Annotated in this window: 21 protein-coding genes and 2 pseudogenes; 4 read left to right on the top strand and 19 right to left on the bottom strand. The window is 68.5% G+C overall.

All coding sequences use genetic code 11. The features are described 5' to 3' along the window. Window positions 1-32 precede the first annotated feature (32 nt). The 7 genes from PHLH3_RS07045 to PHLH3_RS07015 form a co-directional block, all read right to left on the bottom strand. Window positions 33-380 (bottom strand): Na+/H+ antiporter subunit G, encoded by a 348-nt coding sequence (locus PHLH3_RS07045; RefSeq protein ID WP_213628699.1) that lies wholly within the window; start codon window positions 378-380, stop codon window positions 33-35. After that, window positions 377-646: a K+/H+ antiporter subunit F gene (locus PHLH3_RS07040; RefSeq protein WP_213628698.1), complete on the bottom strand. Its 270-nt coding sequence runs from the start codon at window positions 644-646 to the stop codon at window positions 377-379. Before PHLH3_RS07040 ends, PHLH3_RS07045 begins: the two co-directional genes overlap by 4 nt. Further along, a complete protein-coding gene (locus tag PHLH3_RS07035; RefSeq protein WP_213628697.1) occupies window positions 631-1,131 on the bottom strand; it encodes a Na+/H+ antiporter subunit E in 501 nt (166 codons plus the stop codon). Before PHLH3_RS07035 ends, PHLH3_RS07040 begins: the two co-directional genes overlap by 16 nt. Continuing rightward, on the bottom strand, window positions 1,128-2,630 hold the full coding sequence (locus PHLH3_RS07030; RefSeq protein WP_213628696.1) for a monovalent cation/H+ antiporter subunit D: 1,503 nt from the start codon (window positions 2,628-2,630) through the stop codon (window positions 1,128-1,130). Before PHLH3_RS07030 ends, PHLH3_RS07035 begins: the two co-directional genes overlap by 4 nt. Beyond that, window positions 2,627-2,959: a Na+/H+ antiporter subunit C gene (locus PHLH3_RS07025; protein ID WP_213628695.1), complete on the bottom strand. Its 333-nt coding sequence runs from the start codon at window positions 2,957-2,959 to the stop codon at window positions 2,627-2,629. Before PHLH3_RS07025 ends, PHLH3_RS07030 begins: the two co-directional genes overlap by 4 nt. Next, entirely contained in the window at window positions 2,959-5,754 is a 2,796-nt protein-coding gene (locus PHLH3_RS07020) for a monovalent cation/H+ antiporter subunit A (protein ID WP_213628694.1), read from the bottom strand. Before PHLH3_RS07020 ends, PHLH3_RS07025 begins: the two co-directional genes overlap by 1 nt. A gap of 237 nt (window positions 5,755-5,991) precedes the next feature. Further along, window positions 5,992-6,456 (bottom strand): glycine zipper 2TM domain-containing protein, encoded by a 465-nt coding sequence (locus tag PHLH3_RS07015; RefSeq protein WP_031287607.1) that lies wholly within the window; start codon window positions 6,454-6,456, stop codon window positions 5,992-5,994. A gap of 158 nt (window positions 6,457-6,614) precedes the next feature. On the opposite strand from PHLH3_RS07015, the gene PHLH3_RS07010 reads away from it, so the two are divergent. Further along, window positions 6,615-6,851 (top strand): hypothetical protein, encoded by a 237-nt coding sequence (locus PHLH3_RS07010; RefSeq protein ID WP_173176327.1) that lies wholly within the window; start codon window positions 6,615-6,617, stop codon window positions 6,849-6,851. Here the strand turns inward: PHLH3_RS07010 and PHLH3_RS07005 are convergent. From PHLH3_RS07005 to dinG, 8 genes and pseudogenes are all read right to left on the bottom strand, one after another. Further along, window positions 6,836-7,983, bottom strand: a pseudogene (locus tag PHLH3_RS07005) (glycerate kinase). The gene PHLH3_RS07010 and the pseudogene PHLH3_RS07005 sit on opposite strands and share 16 nt — an antisense overlap. Before the next feature lie 51 nt (window positions 7,984-8,034). Beyond that, window positions 8,035-9,393 carry a GntP family permease gene (locus PHLH3_RS07000; protein ID WP_213628693.1) on the bottom strand — a complete coding sequence of 453 codons (1,359 nt, stop codon included), beginning with the start codon at window positions 9,391-9,393 and terminating at the stop codon, window positions 8,035-8,037. Window positions 9,394-9,478: 85 nt separating this feature from the next. Continuing rightward, window positions 9,479-10,630, bottom strand: coding sequence for a sugar diacid recognition domain-containing protein (locus tag PHLH3_RS06995; RefSeq protein WP_213628692.1), 1,152 nt, complete (start codon window positions 10,628-10,630; stop codon window positions 9,479-9,481). Window positions 10,631-10,689: 59 nt separating this feature from the next. After that, window positions 10,690-11,337, bottom strand: a complete 648-nt coding sequence (gene pdxH / locus PHLH3_RS06990; protein WP_173176318.1) for a pyridoxamine 5'-phosphate oxidase — start codon at window positions 11,335-11,337, stop codon at window positions 10,690-10,692. Between the two features lie 99 nt (window positions 11,338-11,436). After that, a pseudogene (locus PHLH3_RS06985) lies at window positions 11,437-12,087 on the bottom strand (OmpA family protein); the annotation flags it as partial. 141 nt (window positions 12,088-12,228) lie between these two features. After that, window positions 12,229-13,374: a serine hydrolase domain-containing protein gene (locus PHLH3_RS06980; protein ID WP_213628691.1), complete on the bottom strand. Its 1,146-nt coding sequence runs from the start codon at window positions 13,372-13,374 to the stop codon at window positions 12,229-12,231. Window positions 13,375-13,479: 105 nt separating this feature from the next. Beyond that, the gene (locus PHLH3_RS06975) at window positions 13,480-15,954 is read right to left on the bottom strand and encodes a procyclic acidic repetitive family protein (RefSeq protein ID WP_213628690.1); all 2,475 of its coding nucleotides are present in this window, start codon (window positions 15,952-15,954) and stop codon (window positions 13,480-13,482) included. Between the two features lie 137 nt (window positions 15,955-16,091). Then, window positions 16,092-18,236, bottom strand: a complete 2,145-nt coding sequence (gene dinG / locus PHLH3_RS06970; RefSeq protein ID WP_213628689.1) for an ATP-dependent DNA helicase DinG — start codon at window positions 18,234-18,236, stop codon at window positions 16,092-16,094. A gap of 93 nt (window positions 18,237-18,329) precedes the next feature. Between dinG and PHLH3_RS06965 the strand changes: the two genes are divergently transcribed. Beyond that, a complete protein-coding gene (locus PHLH3_RS06965) occupies window positions 18,330-18,794 on the top strand; it encodes a DUF2269 family protein (RefSeq protein WP_173176310.1) in 465 nt (154 codons plus the stop codon). 19 nt (window positions 18,795-18,813) lie between these two features. Here the strand turns inward: PHLH3_RS06965 and PHLH3_RS06960 are convergent, their stop codons facing one another. The 4 genes from PHLH3_RS06960 to PHLH3_RS06945 all read right to left on the bottom strand — a co-directional run bounded on the left by PHLH3_RS06960 (window position 18,814) and on the right by PHLH3_RS06945 (window position 21,491). Continuing rightward, window positions 18,814-19,578, bottom strand: coding sequence for a collagen-like protein (locus tag PHLH3_RS06960; protein ID WP_213628688.1), 765 nt, complete (start codon window positions 19,576-19,578; stop codon window positions 18,814-18,816). Then, window positions 19,571-19,846, bottom strand: coding sequence for a DUF1145 domain-containing protein (locus tag PHLH3_RS06955; protein ID WP_111260571.1), 276 nt, complete (start codon window positions 19,844-19,846; stop codon window positions 19,571-19,573). Before PHLH3_RS06955 ends, PHLH3_RS06960 begins: the two co-directional genes overlap by 8 nt. A 112-nt stretch (window positions 19,847-19,958) precedes the next feature. Next, window positions 19,959-20,693, bottom strand: a complete 735-nt coding sequence (locus PHLH3_RS06950) for an OmpA family protein (protein ID WP_213628687.1) — start codon at window positions 20,691-20,693, stop codon at window positions 19,959-19,961. Window positions 20,694-20,792: 99 nt separating this feature from the next. Next, window positions 20,793-21,491, bottom strand: coding sequence for an OmpA family protein (locus PHLH3_RS06945; protein WP_213628686.1), 699 nt, complete (start codon window positions 21,489-21,491; stop codon window positions 20,793-20,795). A gap of 134 nt (window positions 21,492-21,625) precedes the next feature. Here PHLH3_RS06945 and PHLH3_RS06940 point away from each other — a divergent pair, with 134 nt between their 5' ends. Continuing rightward, window positions 21,626-22,123, top strand: coding sequence for a DUF6231 family protein (locus PHLH3_RS06940; RefSeq protein WP_213628685.1), 498 nt, complete (start codon window positions 21,626-21,628; stop codon window positions 22,121-22,123). 4 nt (window positions 22,124-22,127) lie between these two features. Then, the gene (locus PHLH3_RS06935; protein WP_213628684.1) at window positions 22,128-22,598 is read left to right on the top strand and encodes a YchJ family protein; all 471 of its coding nucleotides are present in this window, start codon (window positions 22,128-22,130) and stop codon (window positions 22,596-22,598) included. The last annotated feature ends 11 nt before the right edge of the window (window positions 22,599-22,609 follow it).

Raw genomic sequence — 22,609 nt, 5'->3', positions numbered from 1 at the left:
GCCATGACAGGCACAGCGAGGGGATAAAACTGTTACTGCTCCCAGGGCTTGCCACGGGTGCGCGGCGTCAGCGGCAACTGCTGCAGCACCGCCGCCTTGGCCAGCATGTAGGCACTGACCGGGGCACTGATGAAGAGGAACAGGCTGATCAGCAGCTCGTGCAGGCTGAGGCCTTCGCGGGTCGCCGAGAAGTAGATCAGCGAGGCCACCACCAGGCTGCCCACGCCCAGGGTGGTCGCCTTGGTCGGCCCGTGCAGGCGCATGAAGAAGTCCGGCAGGCGGAACAGGCCGATGGCACCGATCAGCACGAAGGCCGCGCCCAGCAGGAGGAACAGCGAGATGAGGATCTCGACCCAGAGGGCCAGTGGTGCGGCGTTCATTCGATGATGTCTCCTCGCAGCATGTACTTGGCCACCGCCACGGTGCCGACGAAGCCGAGCACGGCGATCAGCAGCGCCACTTCGAAGTAGAGGGTGGTGCCCTGCCAGATGCCCAGCAGGATGACCAGGGCGATGGCGTTGACGTAGAGAGTGTCCAGGGCCAGCACCCGGTCGGGCAGGCAGGGGCCACGGACCAGGCGGGCCAGGGTCAGCAGCAGGGCGACCACCAGCAGCCCGAGGCACAACGGGATCACGTAGGCGAGCATGGGAAGACCTCCTTCAGGGGCGCCTCGTAGCGCGACTTGATCTCGGCGATCAGCGCCGCCTCGTCCGGCACGTCGAGGGCGTGCACCAGCAGGGTCCGGCGGTCCGCCGAGAGGTCGGCGGAGACCGAGCCCGGGGTCAGCGAGACCACGCACACCAGCATGCTGATGGCCATCTCGTTGTCCAGGTCGATGGGCACCTCGACGAAGGCCGGGCGCAGCCTGTGCAGCGGGCCCAGGGTCTGGCGTGCGACCTGGAAGTTGGCCACCAGGATGTCCCACATCACCAGCAGCACGAAACGCACCAGGAGGGTCGGGTGCCATTCGCGGGGGCGCTCGATCATCAACGGTTTGCACAGCAACGGGATGGCCACGCCGAGCAGGCCGCCCAGCAGCCAGTGGCCGAGGGCGACGGAGTCGACCAGCAGCAGCCACACCAGCAGCAACAGCAGGCTCATGGTCGGATGGGGCAGGAGGCGACGGATCATGGCGTCGCTCCTGGCAGGCTCACCTGCCTGTAGAGATCGACGTCATGCAGCTGCACGGCGGTGGCCTGCACGTAATCGAGCAGCGGCGCGGCGAACGCCACCAGCAGCAGGGCGGTGGCGAGCAGCGCGAAGGTCGCCAGCAGTCGGCCACGGTCCAGCTCGGCGCTGCCCAGCACGTCGTTGCCTACCCGCCAGAACAGCGTGCTGCCGGCGCGGCTGAGGGCGACCAGGCAGAGCAGGCTGCCACCGAGCAGCAACGACCACAGCAGCGCCGCCTGCACGCCGGGCGCCACCGCCTTGAGCAGCAGCACCTTGCCGATGAAGCCGGACAGCGGCGGCAGGCCGGCCACGGCGATGGCGCCGAAGAAGAAGGCGCCCCCCAGCAGGTGCGGGTTCATCAGCGCCGGCCCCTGCACCAGCAGGCCGGCCTTGTCGCCGCGCTGGCGGGCGATCAGGTCGGCGAGCAGGAACATCCCGCCCGCCACCCAGGTGCTGTGCAGCAGGTAGAACAGCGCCGCTGCCAGGGATTCGGGCGTGCCCAGCGCGACGGCGGCCAGCAGCGTGCCGGCGGAGAGCAGCACCAGGTAGGCCACCAGCGCCGGCAGGCGGGTGGCGGCGAGGGCGCCGATCGCCGCAAGCGCCATGGTCGCCAGGGCCAGGGGCCAGAGCCAGGCGAGGGCGAGGTCCGCCAGTTCGCCGGCCCCGGTGCCGAACACCAGCAGGTAGATGCGCACGATGGAGTAGACGCCGACCTTGGTCATGATCGCGAACAGCGCCGCCACCGGCGCGCTGGCGGCCGAATAGGCACGCGGTAGCCAGAAATGCAGCGGCAGGAGCGCGGCCTTGAGGGCGAAGACCACCAGCAGGAGCAGGCCGGCGGCGGCCAGCAACGGCGCGCTGTCGGCATCGGCCTGGGCCACCTTGGCGGAAAGGTCGCTCATGTTCAGGGTGCCGGTGACGCCATAGAGCACGCCGATCGCGATCAGGAAGAAGGCCGAGCCCACCAGGTTGAGCACCACGTAGTGCAGCCCGGCACGCACCCGCTCCGCGCCACCACCGTGGAACAGCAGCGCATAGGAAGCGATCAGCATGATCTCGAAGAACACGAAGAGGTTGAACAGGTCGCCGGTCATGAAGGCGCCGTTGATGCCCAGCAGTTGGAGTTGCAGCAGCGCATGGAAGCGCAGGCCGCGACGGTCGTCGCCACGCACCGCATAGAGCACCACGGCACTGCCGAGCACGGCAGTGGCCAGCAGCATCAGCGCCGCGAGGCGATCGAGCAGCAGGACGATGCCGAACGGCGGCTGCCAGCCGCCCAGGGCGTAGACCTGCAGCTGGCCGTCGTCGGCGCGTGCCATCAGCGCCAGCGCCAGCGGCACCAGGGCCAGGGTGGCGATGACCGAGATGCCGCGCTTGAGCCGCTCCAGGGACGGCAGCATCAGCAGCAGCGCCCCGGCGAACATCGGAATCAGGATCGGCAGGATGGACAGGTGACTCATCGCCCCTCCCCGTCCGCGCGGCCGTCCACGTGGTCATTGCCCAGCTTCCCCACGCCGCGCAGCGCCAGGGTCACCACGAAGGCGGTCATGGCGAAGCCGATGACGATGGCGGTGAGCACCAGCGCCTGGGGCAGCGGGTCGGCGTATTGCCCGCCGCTGCCGATCACCGCGGCGTCGCCGGCGAGGCGCCCCATGGCGAAGAGGAACAGGTTGACGGCGTAGGACAGCAGGGTCAGCCCCAGCACCACGGGAAAGGTGCGAGCACGCAGCAGCAGGTAGATGCCGCTGGCGGTGAGCAGGCCAAGGGTGACGGCGAACAGGGCCTCCATCAGTGGATCTCCTCGGTGATTGGCGGGTGCAGGCTGAGCTTGCCGAGGCCGGCCAGCATCAGCATGACGGCCCCGACCACGGCCAGGTACACGCCCAGGTCGAAGAACAGCGCGGTGGCCAGCTCGATCTCACCCACCAGCGGCAGGTGGAAGTGGTCGAAGGCCGAGGTCAGGAAGGGGGCGCCGAACACCAGGCTGCCGAGCCCGGTGAGGCCGGCGATCATCACTCCGGCACCGGCCATGCGCTGGTAGCGCAGCGGTCGACGCGACTCGACCCAGGCCGAGCCACTGGCAATGTACTGCAGGATCAGCGCGGAGGCGGTGATCAGCCCGGCGATGAAGCCACCGCCAGGCAGGTTGTGCCCACGCAGGAAAATGAAGGCGGACACCAGCATTGCCAGGGGCAGCAGCAGGCGCGAGAGGGTCTCGAGGATCAGCGGCCGGCTGGAGCGCGCCCAGTTGCGGCCCTGGGGATCGCAGGTGGGGTTGGTCAGGCGCAGGCCGGAAAGCAGCGCATGGACACCGACGGCGGCGATGGCCAGGACGGTGATCTCGCCCAGGGTGTCGAAGCCACGGAAGTCCACGAGGATGACGTTCACCGCGTTGTGCCCACCGCCCCCGCCAACGGCGTTCTCCAGGAAGAAGTCGGCGATGGTCTGGTAAGGCCGGGTCATCACCGCATAGACCAGCACGCCGACCACGCTGCCCCCGCCGAGTGCCAGCAGCAGGTCGCGCAGGCGGCGCGTCATCGAGCTCTCACGGGGGGTGCGCGAGGGCAGGTAGTACATGGCCAGCATCAGCAGGACCATGGTCACCACCTCCACCGAGAGCTGGGTCAACGCCAGGTCGGGAGCGGAGAAGCGGGCGAAGGCCAGGGCCACCAGCAGGCCGCCGACACCGAGCACCAGCAGGGCCACCAGGCGCTGGCGGTGGAACACGGCCGTGAGCACCGCAGTCGCCGAGAGCACCAGCATGCCCACGAGGGCGGCGCCATCCAGCGGCATCGGCGGGCGCGAGCCGGTCAGGTGGGACAGCGGCCACAGCGAGACGCCCACCACCACCAGCGCCGCCAGCACCAGCAGGGCCAGGTAGCGCTGTTGCGAGCCGTTCTCCAGGCATTCGGTCAGGCGGGTGGCGCCGCGCACCAGGCGCTGCATCGCTGCCTCGAACACCAGCTTGGCGTCGGCGTCGGGCAGCCCCGCGTACCAGCGGAACAGCGGCTTGCGCCCGACATAGAGCAGTACGCCGCCGAGCAGCGCCACGCAGCTCATCGCCAGCGGCAGGTTGAGGCCGTGCCAGATCGCCAGGCTGTACTCGGGCAGCTCGCCCCCCAGGCTGGCACTGGCGGCCACTGCGAGCAGCGGCGCCACGGTGAAGTTGGGCGCCATGCCCACAAGCACGCAAAGCGCGACGAGGATCTCCACCGGCACCTTCATGTAGCGCGGCGGCTCATGGGGCGGGAATTTCGGCAGCGGCTTGGGCTCACCGTTGAAGAACACGTCATGCACGAAGCGCAGCGAATAGGCCACGGAGAACACGCCCGCCAGGGTCGCACCCAGCGGCAGCAGCCAGTGTAGGCCGCCGGCCATGTCCTGGCTCAGGGCCTCGCCAAAGAACATCTCCTTGCTGAGGAAGCCGTTGAGCAGCGGCACCCCGGCCATCGCCAGGGACGCCACCATCGCCAGCACGGCGGTGTGCGGCAGGTAGCGCCACATGCCGTTGATCAGGCGCATGTCGCGGCTGCCGGTCTCGTGGTCGATGATCCCGGCGGCCATGAACAGCGAGGCCTTGAAGGTGGCGTGGTTGATGATGTGGAACACCGCCGCGACGTTGGACATCGGCGAGTCGAGGCCGAACAGCAGGGTGATCAGGCCCAGGTGGCTGATGGTCGAGTAGGCCAGCAGTCCCTTGAGGTCGTGCTGGAACAGCGCCATCGTCGCGCCCAGCAGCAGGGTCGCCAGGCCGCTGATGCTCACCAGGTAGAACCACCAGTCGGTGCCGGCCAGCGCCGGGTAGAGCCGCGCAAGGAGGAAGACGCCGGCCTTGACCATGGTCGCCGAGTGCAGGTACGCGGACACCGGGGTCGGCGCCGCCATCGCGTGGGGCAGCCAGAAATGGAAGGGGAACTGCGCCGACTTGGTCAGCGCGCCCAGCAGCACCAGGCACAGCAGCAGCGGATAGAGAGCGTGGGCCCTGATGCGGTCGCCCGCGGCCAGCACGTCGCTCAGCTCGAAGCTGCCGACCACGTGGCCCAGCAGCAGGATGCCCGCCAGCAGCGCGAGGCCACCGGCGCCGGTCACCGTCAGCGCCATGCGCGCGCCCTTGCGGGCATCCGAGCGATGGCCCCAGAAGCCGATCAACAGGAAGGATGACAGGCTGGTGGCCTCCCAGAACACCAGCATCAGCAGCAGGTTCTCCGAGAGCACCACACCGAGCATCGCGCCCATGAACAGCTGCAGGAAGGCGAAGAAGCGCCCGATGGGTTCGCGCTCGGACAGGTAGTAGCGGGAGTAGAGGATGACCAAAAGGCCGATGCCGAGAATCAGCAGCGCGAAGAGGAAGCCCAGGCCGTCGAGACGCAAGCTGAAGTTCAAGCCCAGGCCAGGCAGCCAGGGCAGGACCAGCTTCAGGGTCTCCCCGGCCAGCACGCCGGGCGCCTGGGTCAGCAGCAGGACCAGGCCTGCCAACGGTGCCAGGGCAGCGGCGAGCGACGCCTGGTTGCGTCCCAGGCGCTCGGCGAACAGGGGCAGCAGTGCGCCCAGAAAAGGCAGCGCGACAATCAGCGCCAGATACATCGATGATCCTCCTTACTTGGCCTCGTCCAGCGCTGAGGACCGGCGTGGCGAAACTCGACGATTATCCATAACTATCGATTGCCGAACATGCATTGAATTATTTCAAAAAACTAGCAAAAGCCCGCCACCTCCGAAAGAGGGGGGCCCGCGCATTGCTGCGCGGCCGCATCTCTCGGAGGTAGCACGGGAGAGTAGAGACGAAACGGGGAGGATTCGCCCGTGGCGGGCGAACCGGGATCAGTGGGAGACGCGGCTGGTACCGTTGACGGTCATGATGCGCACGCGCTCGCCTACACGGAAGATTTCGTTTTCCTGCACTTCCTGTACATAGGCACGCATGGAGCCATCGTCCTCGCGAACGGTGATCTCGACGCCCTGGGTACGGGTCAGGCCTTCCTCGGTCGCGGCACCCAGCAGGCCGCCGGCGACCGCGCCGATAACCGCCGCCACCACGCTGCCACGCCCGCCACCGATGGCGCTGCCGCCGACGCCACCAACGACCGCACCGGCCCCTGCGCCGATCGGGGTCTTGGTGCCTTCGATCTTCACCGGACGCAGCGACTCGATGGTGCCCATGCGCACGGTCTGCACCTGGCGTGCTTCGTCGCGCGAATAGGTGTCTCCGGTCAGGCTCGACTGACAGCCGCCCAGAAGCATCGCTACCGCAGAGAACGAAGCGACTAGCAGAACGGATTTACGCATAGCATTTCCTCCAGATTGGATGCTCGTCCATTAGACTCCGCAGCTGCGGAAACTGTCACCCGGCGCCTGAACAAACTGCCGACCCGTTCAGTTTCCATACAGACTCCTCACTCGGACAACGCCGAAGCGCCCGGGTGCCGCCAGAGCAAGGGTAGTTCATGGATTATTTCATCATCGTCGTCACCACCGCAGCGGGGCTGTACTTCCACTGGTGGATCTACGTGCGCATCAAGCGCTGGATGGATCGCGACCTGGCGCTGTCGCTCGCCGGGGCGGATGCCGGGCGCCGCGACTACATGCTCGACCAACTGCAGGCCGCGCGTCGTGAGGGCGTGAAGCGCAAGGACCTGCCCGCCTGGCTGGAACAGGCCGCGCAGCGTTACCCCGGCGCCTGATTGCGCGCCGCCAGCGCCCAGAGCCGGGCGATGTCGGCGCTGCGTGCTTCCAGCTCCCCGGCGGCCACGGCCATCGCCCGCTCCAGCGTCATCGGCCCGGGCACCAGGCTGAAGGCCGCCTCGATGCCCGCCTCGCGCAGACGCGGGTAGCCCTCCCCCAGGCTGCCCGCCAGGGCGATCACCGGGACGCCGGCAGCGCGTGCGATACGCGCCACGCCCACCGGCGTCTTGCCGTGCAGGCTCTGGGAATCCAGGCGCCCCTCCCCGGTGATCACCAGGTCGGCACCGACCACCGCCTCGGCCAACCCGGCCAGCTCGGCCACCAGTTCGATACCGGGACGGAAACGTGCACCTAGAAAGGCCCGGGCGGCGAAGCCCAACCCACCGGCCGCGCCGACACCCGGTTGGCGGCTGTGATCCTCGCCCAGCTCGGCGGCCACGACATCGGCATAGCGCTGCAAGGCCGCGTCCAGCGCCTCGACCTGCGCCGGGCTCGCCCCCTTCTGCGGGCCGAAGACATGGGAAGCGCCGCGAGGGCCGCAGAGCGGGTTGTCCACATCCGCCGCCACATCGAACGCGACACCTGCGAGGCGTGGATCGATGCCGCTGCGATCGATGCGTGCCAGCCCCGCCAATGCGGCGCCACCGGGCGCCAGCTCCTCGCCATCCGCGTCCAGCAGACGCAGCCCGAGTGCCCGCAGCAGCCCGGCGCCGCCATCGTTGGTGGCGCTGCCGCCGAGGCCGAGGGTGATGCGCGTCGCGCCCGCGTCCAGAGCCTCGCGGATCAGCTCACCGGTGCCGAAACTGCAGGTGCGGGTGGCATCTCGGTCGGCCTGGGGCACCCGGTGCAAGCCGCTGGCGGCGGCCATCTCGATGATCGCGCCGCCCTCCCCAGCCAACCCCAGTGCGCCTCGACGCCGTACCCCAGCGGCCCCCGCACGATGGCCGTGCGGCGCTCGCCGCCCGTGGCCGCGAGCACGGCATCCACCGTGCCCTCCCCGCCGTCGGCCATGGGGCGCAGCAGTACCTGTGCGGCCGGGTGCACCGAAGTCCAGCCGCGCCCGATGGCGGCGGCCACGTCGGGCGCGCTCAGGCTTTCCTTGAAGGAGTCGGGGGCAATCACAATCTTCATCGGGTTACCTCGGGATGGGCCCGGAGCGCCAGGCTCCGGGCAGTACTGCGGTCAGAGCAGGATCAGGCTGAGCAGCCAGGTGACGAGCATGCCGACGATACCCTGCACCAGGGTCGCCAGGGTCTGCGCACGGTAGGCCAGGGACACCGGCATGCGGCTGAACTGGGTCACCACCCAGAAGAAGCTGTCGTTGGCATGGGACACGGTCATGGCGCCCGCACCGATGGCCATCACGGTGAGCACGCGCCCCATCTCGCTGTCCAGGCCAAGCTGGCCGAGCAGCGGCGCCACCAGGGCGGAAGTGGTGACCAGCGCCACGGTGGTCGAGCCTTGCGCGGTCTTCAGCGCGGCGGCGACCACGAAGGGCATGAACAGCCCGATGCCCAGCGCCGACAGGGTGCTGCCGAGGTAGTCGCCCAGCGGGGTGACCTTGAGCATGGCGCCGAACGCGCCACCGGCACCGGTGATCAGCAGGATGGGCGCGGCGGACACGATGCCCTCCACCACGTGATCGTGGAACTCCTTGCGCTTGTCCTCGCTCTTGAGCAGCGTGCAGGCCAGGGCAACCCCCACCAGCAGGGCCACCACCGGCTGGCCGAGGAAACTCAGCAGGCCGAAGACGGTGCCGCTGCCGAAGGGCTTGGCGGGGAACGCGGCGATGGAGCCCAGGCAGATCAGCAGGATGGGCACGAAGATCGGCGCGAAGGCCTGGAAGGCGCTGGGCAGCTTGCCGTAGCCGGCACGCAGCGCGGCGAAGTCCTGGTCCGCCGACGGCGGCAGGTGGTCGTCCTCCAGCTGCACCTCGCGGCCGATGAAGCGGTTGGCCCACCACATGCCCGCCAGGGCGGTAGCCAGCGCCACCACCAGGCCGACGGCGATCACCAGCCCGAGGCTGGCATCCAGGCCAAGGTTCCCTGCGGCGGCGATGGGCCCGGGGGTGGGCGGCACGAAGGTGTGGGTGGCGTAGAGGCCGGTGGCCAGCGCCACGCTCATGGCCACGGTGGAGACACGCATGCGGGCCGCCAGGGCGTTCTTCAGCGAATTGAGGATGACGAAGCCGGAGTCGCAGAACACCGGGATGGACACCAGGTAGCCGATGATCGACATGGTCAGGGTGGGGAAGCGTTCACCCAGCAGGCGGATGACCGTCTCGGCCATGGTGATGGCCGCGCCGCTGCGCTCGAGGATCACGCCGATGACGGTGCCCAGGACGATGACGATGCCGATGTAGCCGAGGATGCTGCCGAAGCCGGTGGTGATGGTCTTGACGATCTCGCCGGTGGGGACCTGGTAGGCGAAGCCGGCGATGAAGGCCGCGGCGAGCAATGCAAGGAAGGGATGCAGCTTGAAGCGGGTGGTGGACAGCACGATGAAGGCGATCAACGCCACCAGGATCAGGACCAGGCCCATGTGCGGACTCCTTAGTTGTTGTTATGGATACCGGTAGTGGCCCGATTCTGCCGCATCTCCGTCGCCATGGCCTTATGCATGCGCCCTAGGAAGCCCCCTCCAGAGCCGCCTTCACGCGTGCATCTGCACAAAGGTCGCTGGAGCGCAGCAGGTCCAGCCCCATCCCGAGGAGCAGCAACTGGTCGTGACGCGGTTGCTCCAGGCCCACCCGCTCGGCGATGCGCTCCAGGCGGTAGCGCAGGGTGTTGCGGTGGATGCCGAGCGCCTGGGCACAGGTGTTGCCTTGGCCATCGTGCTCGCACCAGCAGCGCAGGGTGCGGCACAACACGCCGTCCTCGTCCTCCAGGACCAGCGCCCGCAACGGGCCGAGCCAGCGCCGGAGCAGCCAGCTGTCACGCTGGGCGAACAGCAGCGTCGACAGCCGGTGCTCCTCCAGGTGGAAGATGCGTTGCCGTGGCCGGCAGGCACGGGCGAAGGCCTGCAGCGAGCGGGTGGCCAGGGCGGCCTCGCGCAGGTCGCCGATACCGGCCTGGGGGTCGCTGATGCACAGGCGGGCGATGCCCCAGCCACGCTCGTCGGCCTGGGCCAGCCAAACGGCATCATCGCGCTCGGCGCTGTAGGGCCGGCAGCAGATCAGTTCACGGGCGGACAATGCCGCACCCAGCACCCCCTGCCGGGCCAGGCCATCCAGGACCCGCGCCCGTCGCTCCGCCGGGTCGCCCTCCTCCATCAGCTCCAGCACGCAGACCTGCTGCCTCCAGGGCAGTTGCAGGCCGATGCGCTCGGCCTCGGCGGCCAGTTGCACCAGGTCGGTCCGTGGGTCGGCGAGCTGGTTCAGCCAGGCGTCCAGCTGGTGGCGCTGCCAGTGCCGCTCGGCTTGCAGCTGGCGCTGCTCCACCAGCATTTCGGCAGCCATGCGCACCAGTTCGGCATAGGGGCGCACCGTATCCGGCTCGCCGGTGATACCGAGCACGCCGATCAGTCGCTCGGCATGGAACAGCGGCAGGTTCACACCGGGGCGCACGCCCCGCAGGCAGGCGGCGGCCTGTTCGTCGATCTCCACCACGCGGCGGTTGGCCAACACCAGTTGGGCGCCCTCGTGGCGGGTGTGCACGCGCAACGGGTCGCCGCTGCCGATGATCATGCCCTGGGCATCCATGACATTGATGTTGTGCGGGAGGATGGCCATGGCGCGGTCGACGATGTGCTGCGCCAGGGTGGAGTCGAGTTCGAGCATGGGGCGGCCTCCTGGGGAAGCCGCCAGTCTACAGGGCGGCTACGCCGCCCGGGAAAGCCTCAGGGGGCGAGGCGTTCGAACATCCACCGGCCATCGACGAGGCGGTAGTTGAGGCGGTCGTGCAGGCGGCTCGGACGGCCTTGCCAGAACTCGACGCGCTCGGGCAGCAGGCGGTAGCCGCCCCAGTGCGGCGGGCAGGTGGGCGCCAGGTTGAGGAAGCGCCGCTCGGTCTCGGCAAGGAGCTGCTCCAGCTCGGCACGGTCGGCGATCACCCGGCTCTGCGGCGAGGCCCATGCGCCGATGCGGCTGCCCAGGGGGCGCACCTGGAAATAGGCATCGGACTCTTCCGGGGTGACCCGCTCGACGCGGCCCTCGATGCGTACCTGCCGCTCCAGGCTGGGCCAGAAGAAGGTCATGGCGGCGAAGGGACGGGCCGCGAGCTGCTCGCCCTTGGCGCTCTCATAGTTGCTGAAGAAGGTGAAGCCGCGCGCATCGAGCCCCTTGAGCAGGAGCACCCGGCAGTGCGGTCGACCGTCGGCATCGACGGTCGCGAGGGTCATGGCGTTGGGCTCGACCGGCAACTGCTCGGTCTTCACCGCATCGCCGAACCACTGCTGGAAGAGGGCGAAGGGCTCCTCGGGAGCCTGGGCTTCGCTGAGGCCGTCGCGGGTGTAGTCGCGGCGCATGTCGGCGAGGGTCTGGGTCATCACGGCGTCCTGGAAAAGGAAAGCCCTAGCTTACCCAAGGAAGGCTCATTTTCCTTGATCTGCCGCAACCACCTGCTGGGCGACCTTCGGTGGCTGGTTGTAGCGGGCCAGCAGGGCCACCAGGGTGTCTTGCGGGGTGAGGAGGATCTCCACGCGACGGTTCAGGGAACGCCCGTCCTTGCTGTCGTTGGCCGCGCGGGGCATGTCGGAACCGACGCCCTTGAGCGACAGGCGATCACGCTGCAGGCCGCTGAGGCGGAAGATCGCCGCCACCGCCTGGGCGCGCTCCTGGCTGAGCTTGCGGTTGAGGGCATCCTCGCCGGAGGTGTCGGCATGGCCGAGGACCAGCACGCCGGTCTTGGGATCGCCTTCCACCAGCTTGGCGACACGGCTGAAGGGGCCGAGGGTGATGGGCAGCAGCATGCTGGGGCGATCGGGATTGAACGAGCCTTCCACCGGCGCGGTGACCACCAGCAGGTTGTCGCGGCGCTCCACTTCCAGCTTGCTGCCCTTGACCGCCTCGCGCAGGCGCGGCTCGTACTGGTCCAGCCAGGCCTGGGTCAGCTTCTCGTCGACCTTGGGCACCTCGGCCTTGGCCACCTTCTCGTCGCTGCCACCGAACGGCCACCACCAGTGGCTGGTGCCGCTGTTCTGTGCATGGGCTTGTTCCGCCGGCTTGTCGTGGCTGAAGGTGCTGCAACCGGAAACGGTCATGCAGAGGATCAAGGTGGACGACTTGAGCAGCTTCATGGAGGGGCCCCCGTAACAGGTGAAGGGAGAAGGCGATGCGCCATCGCATGATGGCGCATCAATCTCAGGTACAGGCTGAAATTCTGGACGCAACCCCTTCATCCGCAAAGGGATATTCCGCTCAACTGACGAGCGGTGTCGCTACAGGCACTCGGCGAAGGTGCGTGCCAGGCGCTGGGCGCGCGGGTCCATCAGCACATAGGGGCCGAGGGTGTTGGTGACGAAGCCGAAGGCGACCTCGCGCTCCGGGTCGGCGAAACCGATGGAGCCGCCGGCGCCGGGATGCCCGAAGGCGAGCCTGCCCATGCCGTAGGTGGCGTTGGCCACGTCCGGCTGGTCGAGCATGCAGCCCAGGCCGAAACGGGTACGGGTCAGCAGGGTGCGGTCGTCGCCGACGGCGTGCTCGCGGGTGAGCTCGGCGAGCAGCGCGGAGTCGAGCAACTGGCCGTCCAGCAGGCCGGCGTAGAAGCCCGCCAGGCTGCGGGCGTTGCCGTGGCCGTTGGCCGCCGGCTGCTGCATGCGCCGCCATTCCGGCTTGTTGGTGCTGGTCATGATCGACGGCGGGTTGGTGAAGGCACGGGTACTGAGGGCGGTGGGCTCGCTCATCATGCACTTGAGCAGGCGCTGGGCCGAGGCGTCGCCCATGTTGCCCTTGGCGCGGGCGATATGGGCCACGCGATGGAACTCGGCGTCATCCAGGCCGACATGGAAATCCAGCCCCAGCGGGCGGGCGATGCGCGCGGCGATGGATTCGCCCGGCCCGCGGCCTTCGGCCAGGCGGATCACCTCGCCGGCCAGCCAGCCATAGGTGATGGGGGCATAACCGTGTTCCTCGCCCGGCGTCCACCAGGGTTCCTCGGCGGCCAGGGCAGTGGTCATCGCCTGCCAGTCGTAGAGGGCTTCTGCGGGCAGCGGCTGGCGGATCGCCGGCAAGCCGGCGCGGTGGGAGAGCAGCTGGCGCAGGGTGATGCGCTCCTTGCCGGCAGCGGCGAACTCGGGCCAGTAGCGGGCCACGGGCACGTCCAGCTCGAGCTTGCCCTCGCCCACCAGCTGCAGCGCGGCGACGGCGGTGAAGGTCTTGGTGCAGGAGAACAGGTTGAGGATGGTGTCGGTCTGCCAGGCCTCCTGGCCGTCCTTGTCGGCGACACCGGCCCAGAGGTCGAGCACGGTCTCGCCGCCCACCTGGACGCAGAGCGCGGCGCCGCGCTCCTGGGGATCGTCGAACAGCGCGGCGAACTGGTCGCGCACCTTCTCGAAGCGCAAGTCGAAGTAACCCTGGGTCTGCACCGGCACTCTCCTCGGAAAAAATGACGGCGGCATTGTTACCAAGGCCGCCGTCCTTTGTGAACCTCGCCGAAGTTCGGCGCAGGGTTCATCGGTCAGTCGAATGACTCAGGATGCATCCGGCGCATCCTGCTTCTGCGCGGGGTCGGTCTCGACCTTCGGCGCGGGGTCGGGCTTGGGCGTCGCCTCGTCGGTGGGCTTGCCGACGGGCTTCTCCGATTGCTCGGGTTGCTCGGCCGGCGCCGCCTCGGGCTTGGGCTCGGCCGGCTTGGCCTCGGGCTTCGCCTCGGCGTTGGCTTCCGGCTTGCTCTCGGGCCTGGCTTCCGGCTTGGGAGCAGGCTTGGCCTCGGGCTTGGCAGCGGGAGCCGGTGCTGCTGCCTTCTCAGCCGGCTTGTCGGCCGGCTTGGCTTCGACGGGCTTGGCCAGTTGCGCGGCGACGTCCAGGTTGGCCTTGCGCACCGCCTTGACGAAGCCGTCATAGGGACGGTCGGTGATACCTACCAGGCCGAGGTGGCCGTTCTCGCCGTCGAGCAGTCGGCCACTGGCCGGCTGGTCGAGGTACTGGAACCAGTGGGCGCCGACGATCAGCGGCTCCTCCAGGGCCTTCTTCAGGAAGTTGGCGTAGGCCGGGCCGCGCTCCTCTTCCTTGTAGACCTCGGCCACACCGCCCCAGAACGGACCGCGATCGCGGGAACCGAAGTGGAACTCGGTGACCATCAGCGGCTTGTCCAGCTTGCGCAGGTACTCGAAGTCGTAGCCATGCTGAGGTTCGCGGGTATAGAAGTTGAAGCTCAGCACATCGCAGTACTGGGCGCAGGACTCCACCGCCTCCGGCACGCTGGCGGCGAAACGACCGCCCAGCAGCAGGTGGTTCGGCGCGTGCCACTTCATCGACTCGGCGATGGTCTTGAAGTAGGTGTCGGCGAAGAAACGCTGGAAGCGCTTGAGGTCTTCCTCGATGGCCGGGTGCTCGGGGTTCGGCAGCGGCGCCTCGAAGCCCGGGTCCTCCATCAGCTCCCACGCGGGCAGCTCGACGCCCCAGGCCTGGGACAGGCCCTGCTGGTTGCGGTACTTGTCGCGCAGCTGCTTAAGGAAGGCACGCTTGGCCGGCACGTCGGTGGTCAGGCGCAGGGTGCCGTAGGCCAGGGCGTAGCGGGACTTCGGGTCGTCGCCGGGGCCGGCCCAGGCCAGCTCGTTGTCGGCGAAGTAGCCGATCAGCCAGGGGTCGTCGCGATGATCACGCGCGGCGATGGCGATGGCCCGCTCGGCGGCCATGGCGAAACGCGGGTCGAACGGGTCGGGCATGCCGCCCCACCAGTCGAGGCCGGTGCTTATGGTGGCGTAGTCGCCGTGGATCGACAGCGGAATGGTGTAGGGCATGCGCTGGCGGGTGTTGAATTCGCCTGCGCTCCAGTTGCCGACGGTGTTGAAGCCCCAGGCCTTGAGGCGCTCGATGCTGTGGTCGACCCAGGCGGCCTTGTCCTGCTTGCCGTAGGTGCGTTCCAGGTTGGCGCCATAGAAGTCGTACCAGCGACCGTGGTCGAAGGCGCGTCCCTTGGTCGAGCCGGTGTCGCGGCGGCTGTCGCCGTTGCCGTACCAGGCGGCCAGGGGTTCGCCGTCCTTGGGCAGGGCGGTGAACATCGCCTCGCGGCCTTCCACATAGGTCTGACTGTGCTCGGGAGTGACGGCGTTGACGCCCAGCGAATAGAAGGGATGGCCTTCCGGGGTCACCAGGTACCAGCGCCCGTCGCGCTTCTCGGTGCGGAAGAACCCCTTGGCCTCGAAGCTCGGGCCGGCCAGCCAGCCACCGTAGGCGTCCTGCTCGGGGAGCTTCTTCTGCCACTCATCGAGCTGCTTGCGCTCCTGCTGGGCGGCGCTCTTGAGCTGCTCGTCGTTCTTGATCTTCTCCGGCCAGTCGGCGCGGGTGTACTGGCCGTAGCCGTCGATCAGGCCCTTGTAGTAGTCATCCTGCAGGCTCTGCTCGGCGGTGCCGAAGCGGCCCAGCAAAACGCTCTGCACGGCGTTGGGGTGGTCGAGGGAAAGGGTCACGGCGCTGACCTTGGTCAGGTCCAGCTCGCCTTCCACTTCGGTGGCCAGCAGGTAGCGCTTGCCGTCGCGGACCCAGGGCTGCGGCGGCGCGGCGCGCATGCCGTGGGCGCGGGGCGAGGTGGCGGTGAGCGGGACCAAGAGCGTCTGCGCCGGGCCGGCGGGCAGGGCCAGGCGGGTGCGCACGACCTTGCCGTCGGCACTCTCGATGGTCACGTCCAGGGTCAGGGCCCAGTCCATGGCGCTCTGCAGGCGCAGGCTCATGGCCCCGGCCTTGCTCCAGTCCCAGGTCCCGCTCTGCGGCGAGAGGCGCAGGCTGGGCTTGTCGGCCTGGTTGAAATTCAGACGACGGAGAATCTCGCCCTCGGGCGTGTTCTCGGCGGTCACGCTGGGCAGGCCGGCGTCCTGGGTGGTGACGGTGACGGAGTCCAGCGGGCGTACGAAGTTGAACAGCGTCTCGGCCTGTGCCGCCGCGCTCAAGCCACCGATGGCGAGCAGGATGGGCAGCAGCAGCGCTGGTTTGGTTCTGGATGACATGAAACCGATTCCCCACATGAAGTCAGTGCATAGACAGCGGAATGGGCGAATGTTGCCCGCGATCTGCAAAACCGTGCCCGCGCAAGCCGGCAATCATCGCAGAGGCGGGCCCGGCGTCAAGCGCCGCGGTGGCTGTTTCAGCCGATCTCGCGGCGGAAGGGCGGCAGCGCATTGAGAATCGCCTTGCCGTAGCGCTGGGTCACGACCCGCCGGTCGAGCAGGGTGATGGTGCCGCGGTCGGATTCCGTACGCAGCAGGCGACCGCAGGCCTGCACCAGGCGCAGCGATGCATCGGGCACGGCGATCTCCATGAAGGGGTTGCCGCCGCGCGCCTCGATCCACTCCGACAGCGCCGCTTCCACCGGGTCGTCGGGCACGGCGAAGGGGATCTTGGCGATGACGACGTGCTCGCAGTAGGCGCCGGGCAGGTCGACACCCTCGGCGAAGCTGGCCAGCCCGAACAGCACGCTGGTCTCGCCCTCGTCCACCCGCTGCTTGTGCTTGTTCAGGGTCTCCTGCTTGGACAGGTTGCCCTGGATGAGCACGCGCTTGCGCCAGTCGCGGTCGAGGCCGTCGAAGACCTCCTGCATCTGCTTGCGCGAGGCGTAGAGCACCAGGGTGCCGCGCGAGCCTTCGACCAGCTGCGGCAGGTCGCGGATGATCGCGGCGGTATGGGCCGCGGCATCGCGGGGGTCTACCTTGAGGTCCGGCACCTTGAGCACGCCCGCGTCGGCATGGTGGAAGGGGCTGGGCACCACGGCGGTGACGGCCTTCTTCGGCAGGCCCGCGCGCATGCGGTAGCGGTCGAAGGTGCCGAGCGCGGTGAGCGTGGCGGAGGTGACCAGGGCGCCATAGGCGACGTTCCACAGGTTCCGCCGCAGGGTCTCGGCGGCGAGGATCGGGCTGGCGTTGACCTCGATGTCATAGGCCGAGCCGAACTCGGCGAGGGTCAGCCAGCGAGCCATGGGCGGGCTCTCCTCCGGGTCCTCGGCGGTGAAGGCGGTCCACAGCTCCCAGTTGCCCTGGGCGCGGGTCTGCAGGCTGCCGAACAGCGGGTACCACTCCTCGGCCTGGTGGCTGGCGATGCCGACGCTGCCCTCCCCGTCCATGGCTTCCTTGAGCAGTTCGGTGAGGCGGGTGAAGACGTCGTTGAGCTTGGCGAAGCCCTTCTTCAGCTCGATGCCCATCTCGATCAGGTGCTCGGGGACCACGCCGGCCTCGAAACGATGGCGCGGGCGCTCGCGCCCTTCCATGTCCTCGCCGGCGCGGAAGTCGGCGACCTCCTCGCAGGCGGTGAACATGAACTGCTGCTGGCCGCGGATTTCCCGCGCCAGCTCCGGCACGTTCTCGATCAGGCGGCCGAGGTCGCCCGGCAGCGGGTGCTGGGCGAGCAGCTTGGTGAGGTTCTTGGCCACCGTCTCCAGCCAGTCGGCGGTGGAGCGCAGGCGGGTGAAATGGGCGAAGTGGCCGATGGCCTTGTCCGGCAGGTGATGGCCTTCGTCGAACACGTAGACGGTCTCGCGCGGGTCCGGCAGCACGGCGCCGCCGCCCAGGGCCAGGTCGGCCAGGACCATGTCGTGGTTGGTGACGATAACGTCGACCTTGGTCATGCCCTCGCGCGCCTTATAGAAGGCGCACTGCTGGAAGTTGGGGCAGTGGCGCTTGGTGCACTGGCTGTGATCGGTGGTGACGCGCGCCCAGTCCTGGTCCTCGATCGCCTCGGGCCAGGAGTCGCGGTCGCCGTCCCAGCGGTTGCCGGCGAGCTTCTCGATCATCTGGTTGAGCAGCTTCTGCCCGCTCTCGTCGACGTCGATGCGAAAGCCCTCGTCGGCGAACAGCTGCGCGGTGGCGCTCTGCGCCTGGCCGTCCTGCAGCAGCATGTCGAGCTTGGACAGGCACAGGTAGCGACCCCGCCCCTTGGCCAGGGCGAAGCTGAAATTGAGGCCGCTGTTGCGGATCAGGTCGGGCAGGTCCTTGTGGACGATCTGCTCCTGCAGCGCCACGGTGGCGGTGGCGATCACCAGGCGCTTCCCGGCGGCCTTGGCCGAGGGGATGGCCGCCAGGCTGTAGGCGACCGTCTTGCCGGTACCGGTGCCCGCCTCCACCGCGACCACGGCGGGCTCGCCATCGCGATGGCCCTCGTCGTCGGCCTTGATGGCGCCCAGCACCTTGGCCACTTCGGCGATCATCAGGCGCTGGCCGTAGCGGGCCTTGAGCCCCTTGGCTTCGAGGAAACGGGAATAGGCGCCCTGGATCTGGGACTTGAGTTCGGTGCTGAGCATGGGTACTTGCGGGCGCGGAAGGCTGGATAAATTTTCAGTACTTTAACAGGGCGGCTATCATAGCGCGCCCTGTTTCCGACTGGAGAAAACCCGATGACGCCCTTCGCCGCGCTCTACGCCGTCCACGTCCTCGCCGCCCTGGTGTGGGTCGGCGGCATGTTCTTCGCCTGGATGGTGCTGCGCCCCGCCGCGGTCCAGGCGCTCGATGCGCCGGCACGGCTGAAGCTCTGGGTCGAGGTGTTCCGCCGCTTCTTCCTCTGGGTCTGGGTGGCGGTGGTCCTGCTGCCGGTGAGCGGCGTGGGCATGATGCACATGCGCTTCGCCGGCTTCGACGGCGCGCCGCGCTACGTACACATCATGATGGGGCTGTACATCGCCATGCTCGCGCTGTTCCTGCGGGTCAACGCCCTGCAGTTGCCGGAGCTGCGCCGCGCGATAGCGGCCGAGGATTGGCCAACCGGCGGCGCGGTACTGGGCCGCATCCGCCGCCTGGTGGGCATCAACCTGCTGCTGGGCCTGTTCCTGGTGGCGATCGCCGCGGCACGCCCGAACTTCTGAGGCCGCAGCGCCTCGACGACTACTGGATGCGCACCACGTCGAGCTGGCCGGCAGCCCCCGCGCTGCCCGGCTGGCCGGGTTGCCCCGGGCGGCCCTTGCTGCCGGCCTCGGTGCGATAGAACAGGCAGCCCTTGGCGGCTCCGCCCGCTCCCGCTGCCCCCGCCTCGCCCGCCGGGCCACCGGCGCCGCCTTCCAGGCGCACCTTCACCTGTTCGACAGGGAAATCCACCGGCACTTCCAGGCGGATGTGGCCGCCCGCGCCCCCGGCCTGGCCATCGCCGCCGTTCTGGCCGTCATGGCCACGGCTGGCGCTGCCCCAGAGGCAGCCGCCCGAATCGCCATCCGCACCGGCGAGCCCGCTGTAGCCGGGCGTACCGATGCCGCCACGGACATCCAGGGTGATCTCGTCCACCCGCACCTGCTCCAGGCGCAGGCTCAGGTCGCGGCCGGCGCTGGCCGGCTTCTTCATGCTGCCGGCGGCGCCGGACGCGGTGATGTGGCCGCCGGTGCCGATCTCGCCCCGGCGCACCACGAGGCTGAAGGGCTGGTCGGAGGGGGCGATGCCGATGCGCGCGTCCCGCCCCATCAGCAACTCGCCGATGCGCAGCTCGGTGACGCTGGCCGGGATCACCAGGGTGCCGTAGTCGTTCACCACCACGCGGTCGAGGCTCAGGGAGCCGACCCGGGCGGGAAGCTTGAGAAGGCTGTTGGCGTCGACGCTGACGCTGCTTTCAGCCAGGACCACGGGGCTGGCCAGCAAGGCCAGGAGGCAGAGCTTACGCATGCTGGCGACCTCCCTCGGAACGGGGCAGGCCGAGCAGGTGGAAGACCCCGAACAGCAGCAGCTGCAGGCGGTCGTTCCAGGGACGCGGGCGAGTGCGCAACTGCCCGTTGCACACCACCAGCTCCAGCAGGTGCAGGCCGAGCACCAGGGCGGCGACGGCGTTGAGCAGGGACGCGAACGGTTTGGCGAAAGGCTCGATCAGATTGGCCAGCACCGCCAGCCAGAACACCAGGGCAACCAGCTTGCCCACCCCCAGGAAAAGTTTCATGCCACCCCCTCTGTTTTTTTAGTCCGCCGACCTTACTCCTCGTCTTCGCCGCTGCCAAATGGTGCACATGAAGAAGGGGCCGCAAGGGCCCCTTCGGTACGACGACACCGCCTCAACGCGCGACGTGGATCTCCACGCGACGGTTCTGCGCACGTCCGGCATCGGTGCCGTTGTCCGCCACCGGCTGGCTCTCGCCGAGTCCCTCGGTGGTGACCTTGCCTGCGGAAACGCCCTGGCTGATCAGGTAGTCGGCCGCACTCCTGGCACGCCGTTCCGAGAGTCCCTGGTTATAGGTATCGGAACCGACGCTGTCGGTGTGGCCCACGACCTTGACGCTGACCGTGGTGGCATCGCTCAGGCGCGTGGCCACTTCGTTCAGTTGCGACTTGGCATCGGCCGTGAGTTCGGCCGAATCGAAGGCGAACAGCACCTTGCCCTGGTCGCTGAGCACGATCACCTCGCTCTGTGGAGCGGGCTCGGGAGCGGGCTCCTCGGCCTTGACCACGGCCGGGTAGGTCTTCTGCGGACAGCCATTGTGGTTGACCTGAGTACCGGCCGGCGTGTTCGGGCAGGTATCACGGCGGTCGAAGACCCCGTCACCATCCTCGTCGCCATCCTGTGCGTAACAGATCAGACCGCCGACGATGGCACCTGCAACGGCACCTCCACCAGCCCAAGCGGAACTCTCGATAGCGCCCAGCCCACCGCCGGCCAGACCGCCAATCGCACTGCAAAGAGGCCAGTTCCCCTGGTTGAGCGGCGCGTCGCCCGTACTGGACGTCGAGACGCAACCCGAGAGAACACTGCCGACCAGAAGAAGTAGAGCAGCCCGTGAGAAGGTTCTCATGGTGAGGATCTCCTGTGTCACCGGTCCCATACCGGTAACACAGGAGTAAAGACCCGCCCGTCACGGCGCACAAGCTGCACGCCGCGACGGACGCGGGGTTCAGCGGTCGATCAGGATTTCCACCCTGCGGTTCAGCGCGCGACCGTCGGCCGTGCCGTTGTCGGCGACCGGCTGGCTTTCACCCGCGCCGCTGACACCGACGATGCTGCCCTTGGGTACGCCGGTCGAGACCAGGTAGTCCGTCACGGAGTGGGCGCGCTTCTCGGAGAGTTTCTGGTTGTAGCTGTCGGCGCCGACGCTGTCGGTGTGACCGGTGATGGTCAGCTTGGCGGTCGGGGCTTCGTTGCGCAGGCGGCTGGCGATGGTGTCCAGCTTGGCCTTGTCGGCCGGGTCCAGCGCCGCGGAGTCGAAGGCGAACAGCAGGTCGCGCACGACGATGGTCTCGTCCTCGACCACGACCACTTCCTCGACCCGTTCTTCCACGACCGGCGCGGGCGGGCAACCGTTCGCATCCACCTGCACGCCCGGCGGAGTGCCCGGGCACTTGTCGCGACTGTCAGGCACACCATCGCCATCCTCGTCGCCGTCGCCATGGACCCAGCAGTAGCCGGCAGCCATGCCGCCGCCGATCAACGCGCCCCAGCCTGCCCAGGAACTGCTTTCGATCGCACCCAACGCTGCACCGCCTACACCGCCTACTGCTGCACACTTGGGCCAGTCGGTCTTCTGCAGGCCGGCGCAACCGGTCAGCAGGGATGACACAAGTAGCAAGGGTATTGCTGTCCTTGTGATGCTCATATGCGTGTCTCCTCGTGATATCGGCCTTTGGAAACCGATAACTGGGGAGTAAAGACCTGCGATTAAAAAACCGCCAGCACTAGGCCAGCAGCGGGCAGCAGGCTAGTCTTCGCAGACTTGTCCGAGGATTTTCGATGACCGCAAGCTTCTCCTCCCGCACCCCGCAGCAGGCCCTTGCCGCCCTGCTCGACCGTTATGCACCGGCGCGCCTGCTGCTGGTGGGCGACTCCCCGCTCCCGGCCCTCGAAGCCTTCGCCGCCGCCCACCCGGAAAGCCAGGTGGTGCAGGTGCCCGCCGGCCCGCTGCCGGCCGAACAGGCGGCGCAACGCTTCGACCTGGCGCTGGTCGCCGATTGCCTCGAACACCTGCCCAAGCGCACCGCCCTGCAACTGCTCGGCGGCATCCGCAACCTCAACGCCAGCCGCATCGCCGTGCTGGTGGACCTCGGCGCCTGCGAATGGACCGACACCGACTTCTTCGCCCTGGCCCTGCAGGCCACCGAGCGCTTCCAGCGCGATGAACAGGTGCTCAGCCTGTTCACCTACGACCTGCGCGAATACAAGCAGGTACCCGACTGGCTGAACGCGAAGTTCTGGGCCAACCCCGAGAACTTCGGCAAGTACTGGTGGTGACGGCATGAACGCGAGCACATGCCCCTGCGGCAGCGGCAACCTCCTCGACCTCTGCTGCGGCCGCCATCACGGCGGCCACCCCGCCCCCAGTGCCGAGGCGCTGATGCGCTCGCGCTACAGCGCCTATGTGCTCGGCCTGGTGGACTACCTGGTGGAAACCACGCTGCCCGCCCAGCGCGACGGGCTGGACCGCGACGCGATGAAGGCCTGGAGCCTCCAGAGCACCTGGCTCGGCCTCGAGGTGGAGGCCTTCGAGCTGCTCGGCGGCAAGCCCGAGCACGCCCTGGTCACCTTCACCGCCCGCTGGCACGACCAGGGCGGCGAACACAGCCATCGCGAACGCTCCTCCTTCGTGCAGAACGACGGGCGCTGGTACTTCATCGACCCGACCGTGGGAACCAGGGCTGGGCGCAACGACCCGTGCATCTGCGGCAGCGGGCAGAAATTCAAGAAATGCTGTGCGGGATACCTCTGACCGAGCGCCCC

Origin of the sequence: Pseudomonas sp. Pc102, from assembly GCF_018408275.1 — a bacterium.
Taxonomy (GTDB): Bacteria; Pseudomonadota; Gammaproteobacteria; order Pseudomonadales; family Pseudomonadaceae; genus Metapseudomonas; species Metapseudomonas tohonis.
This window is presented reverse-complemented; position numbering and strand designations above follow the sequence as displayed.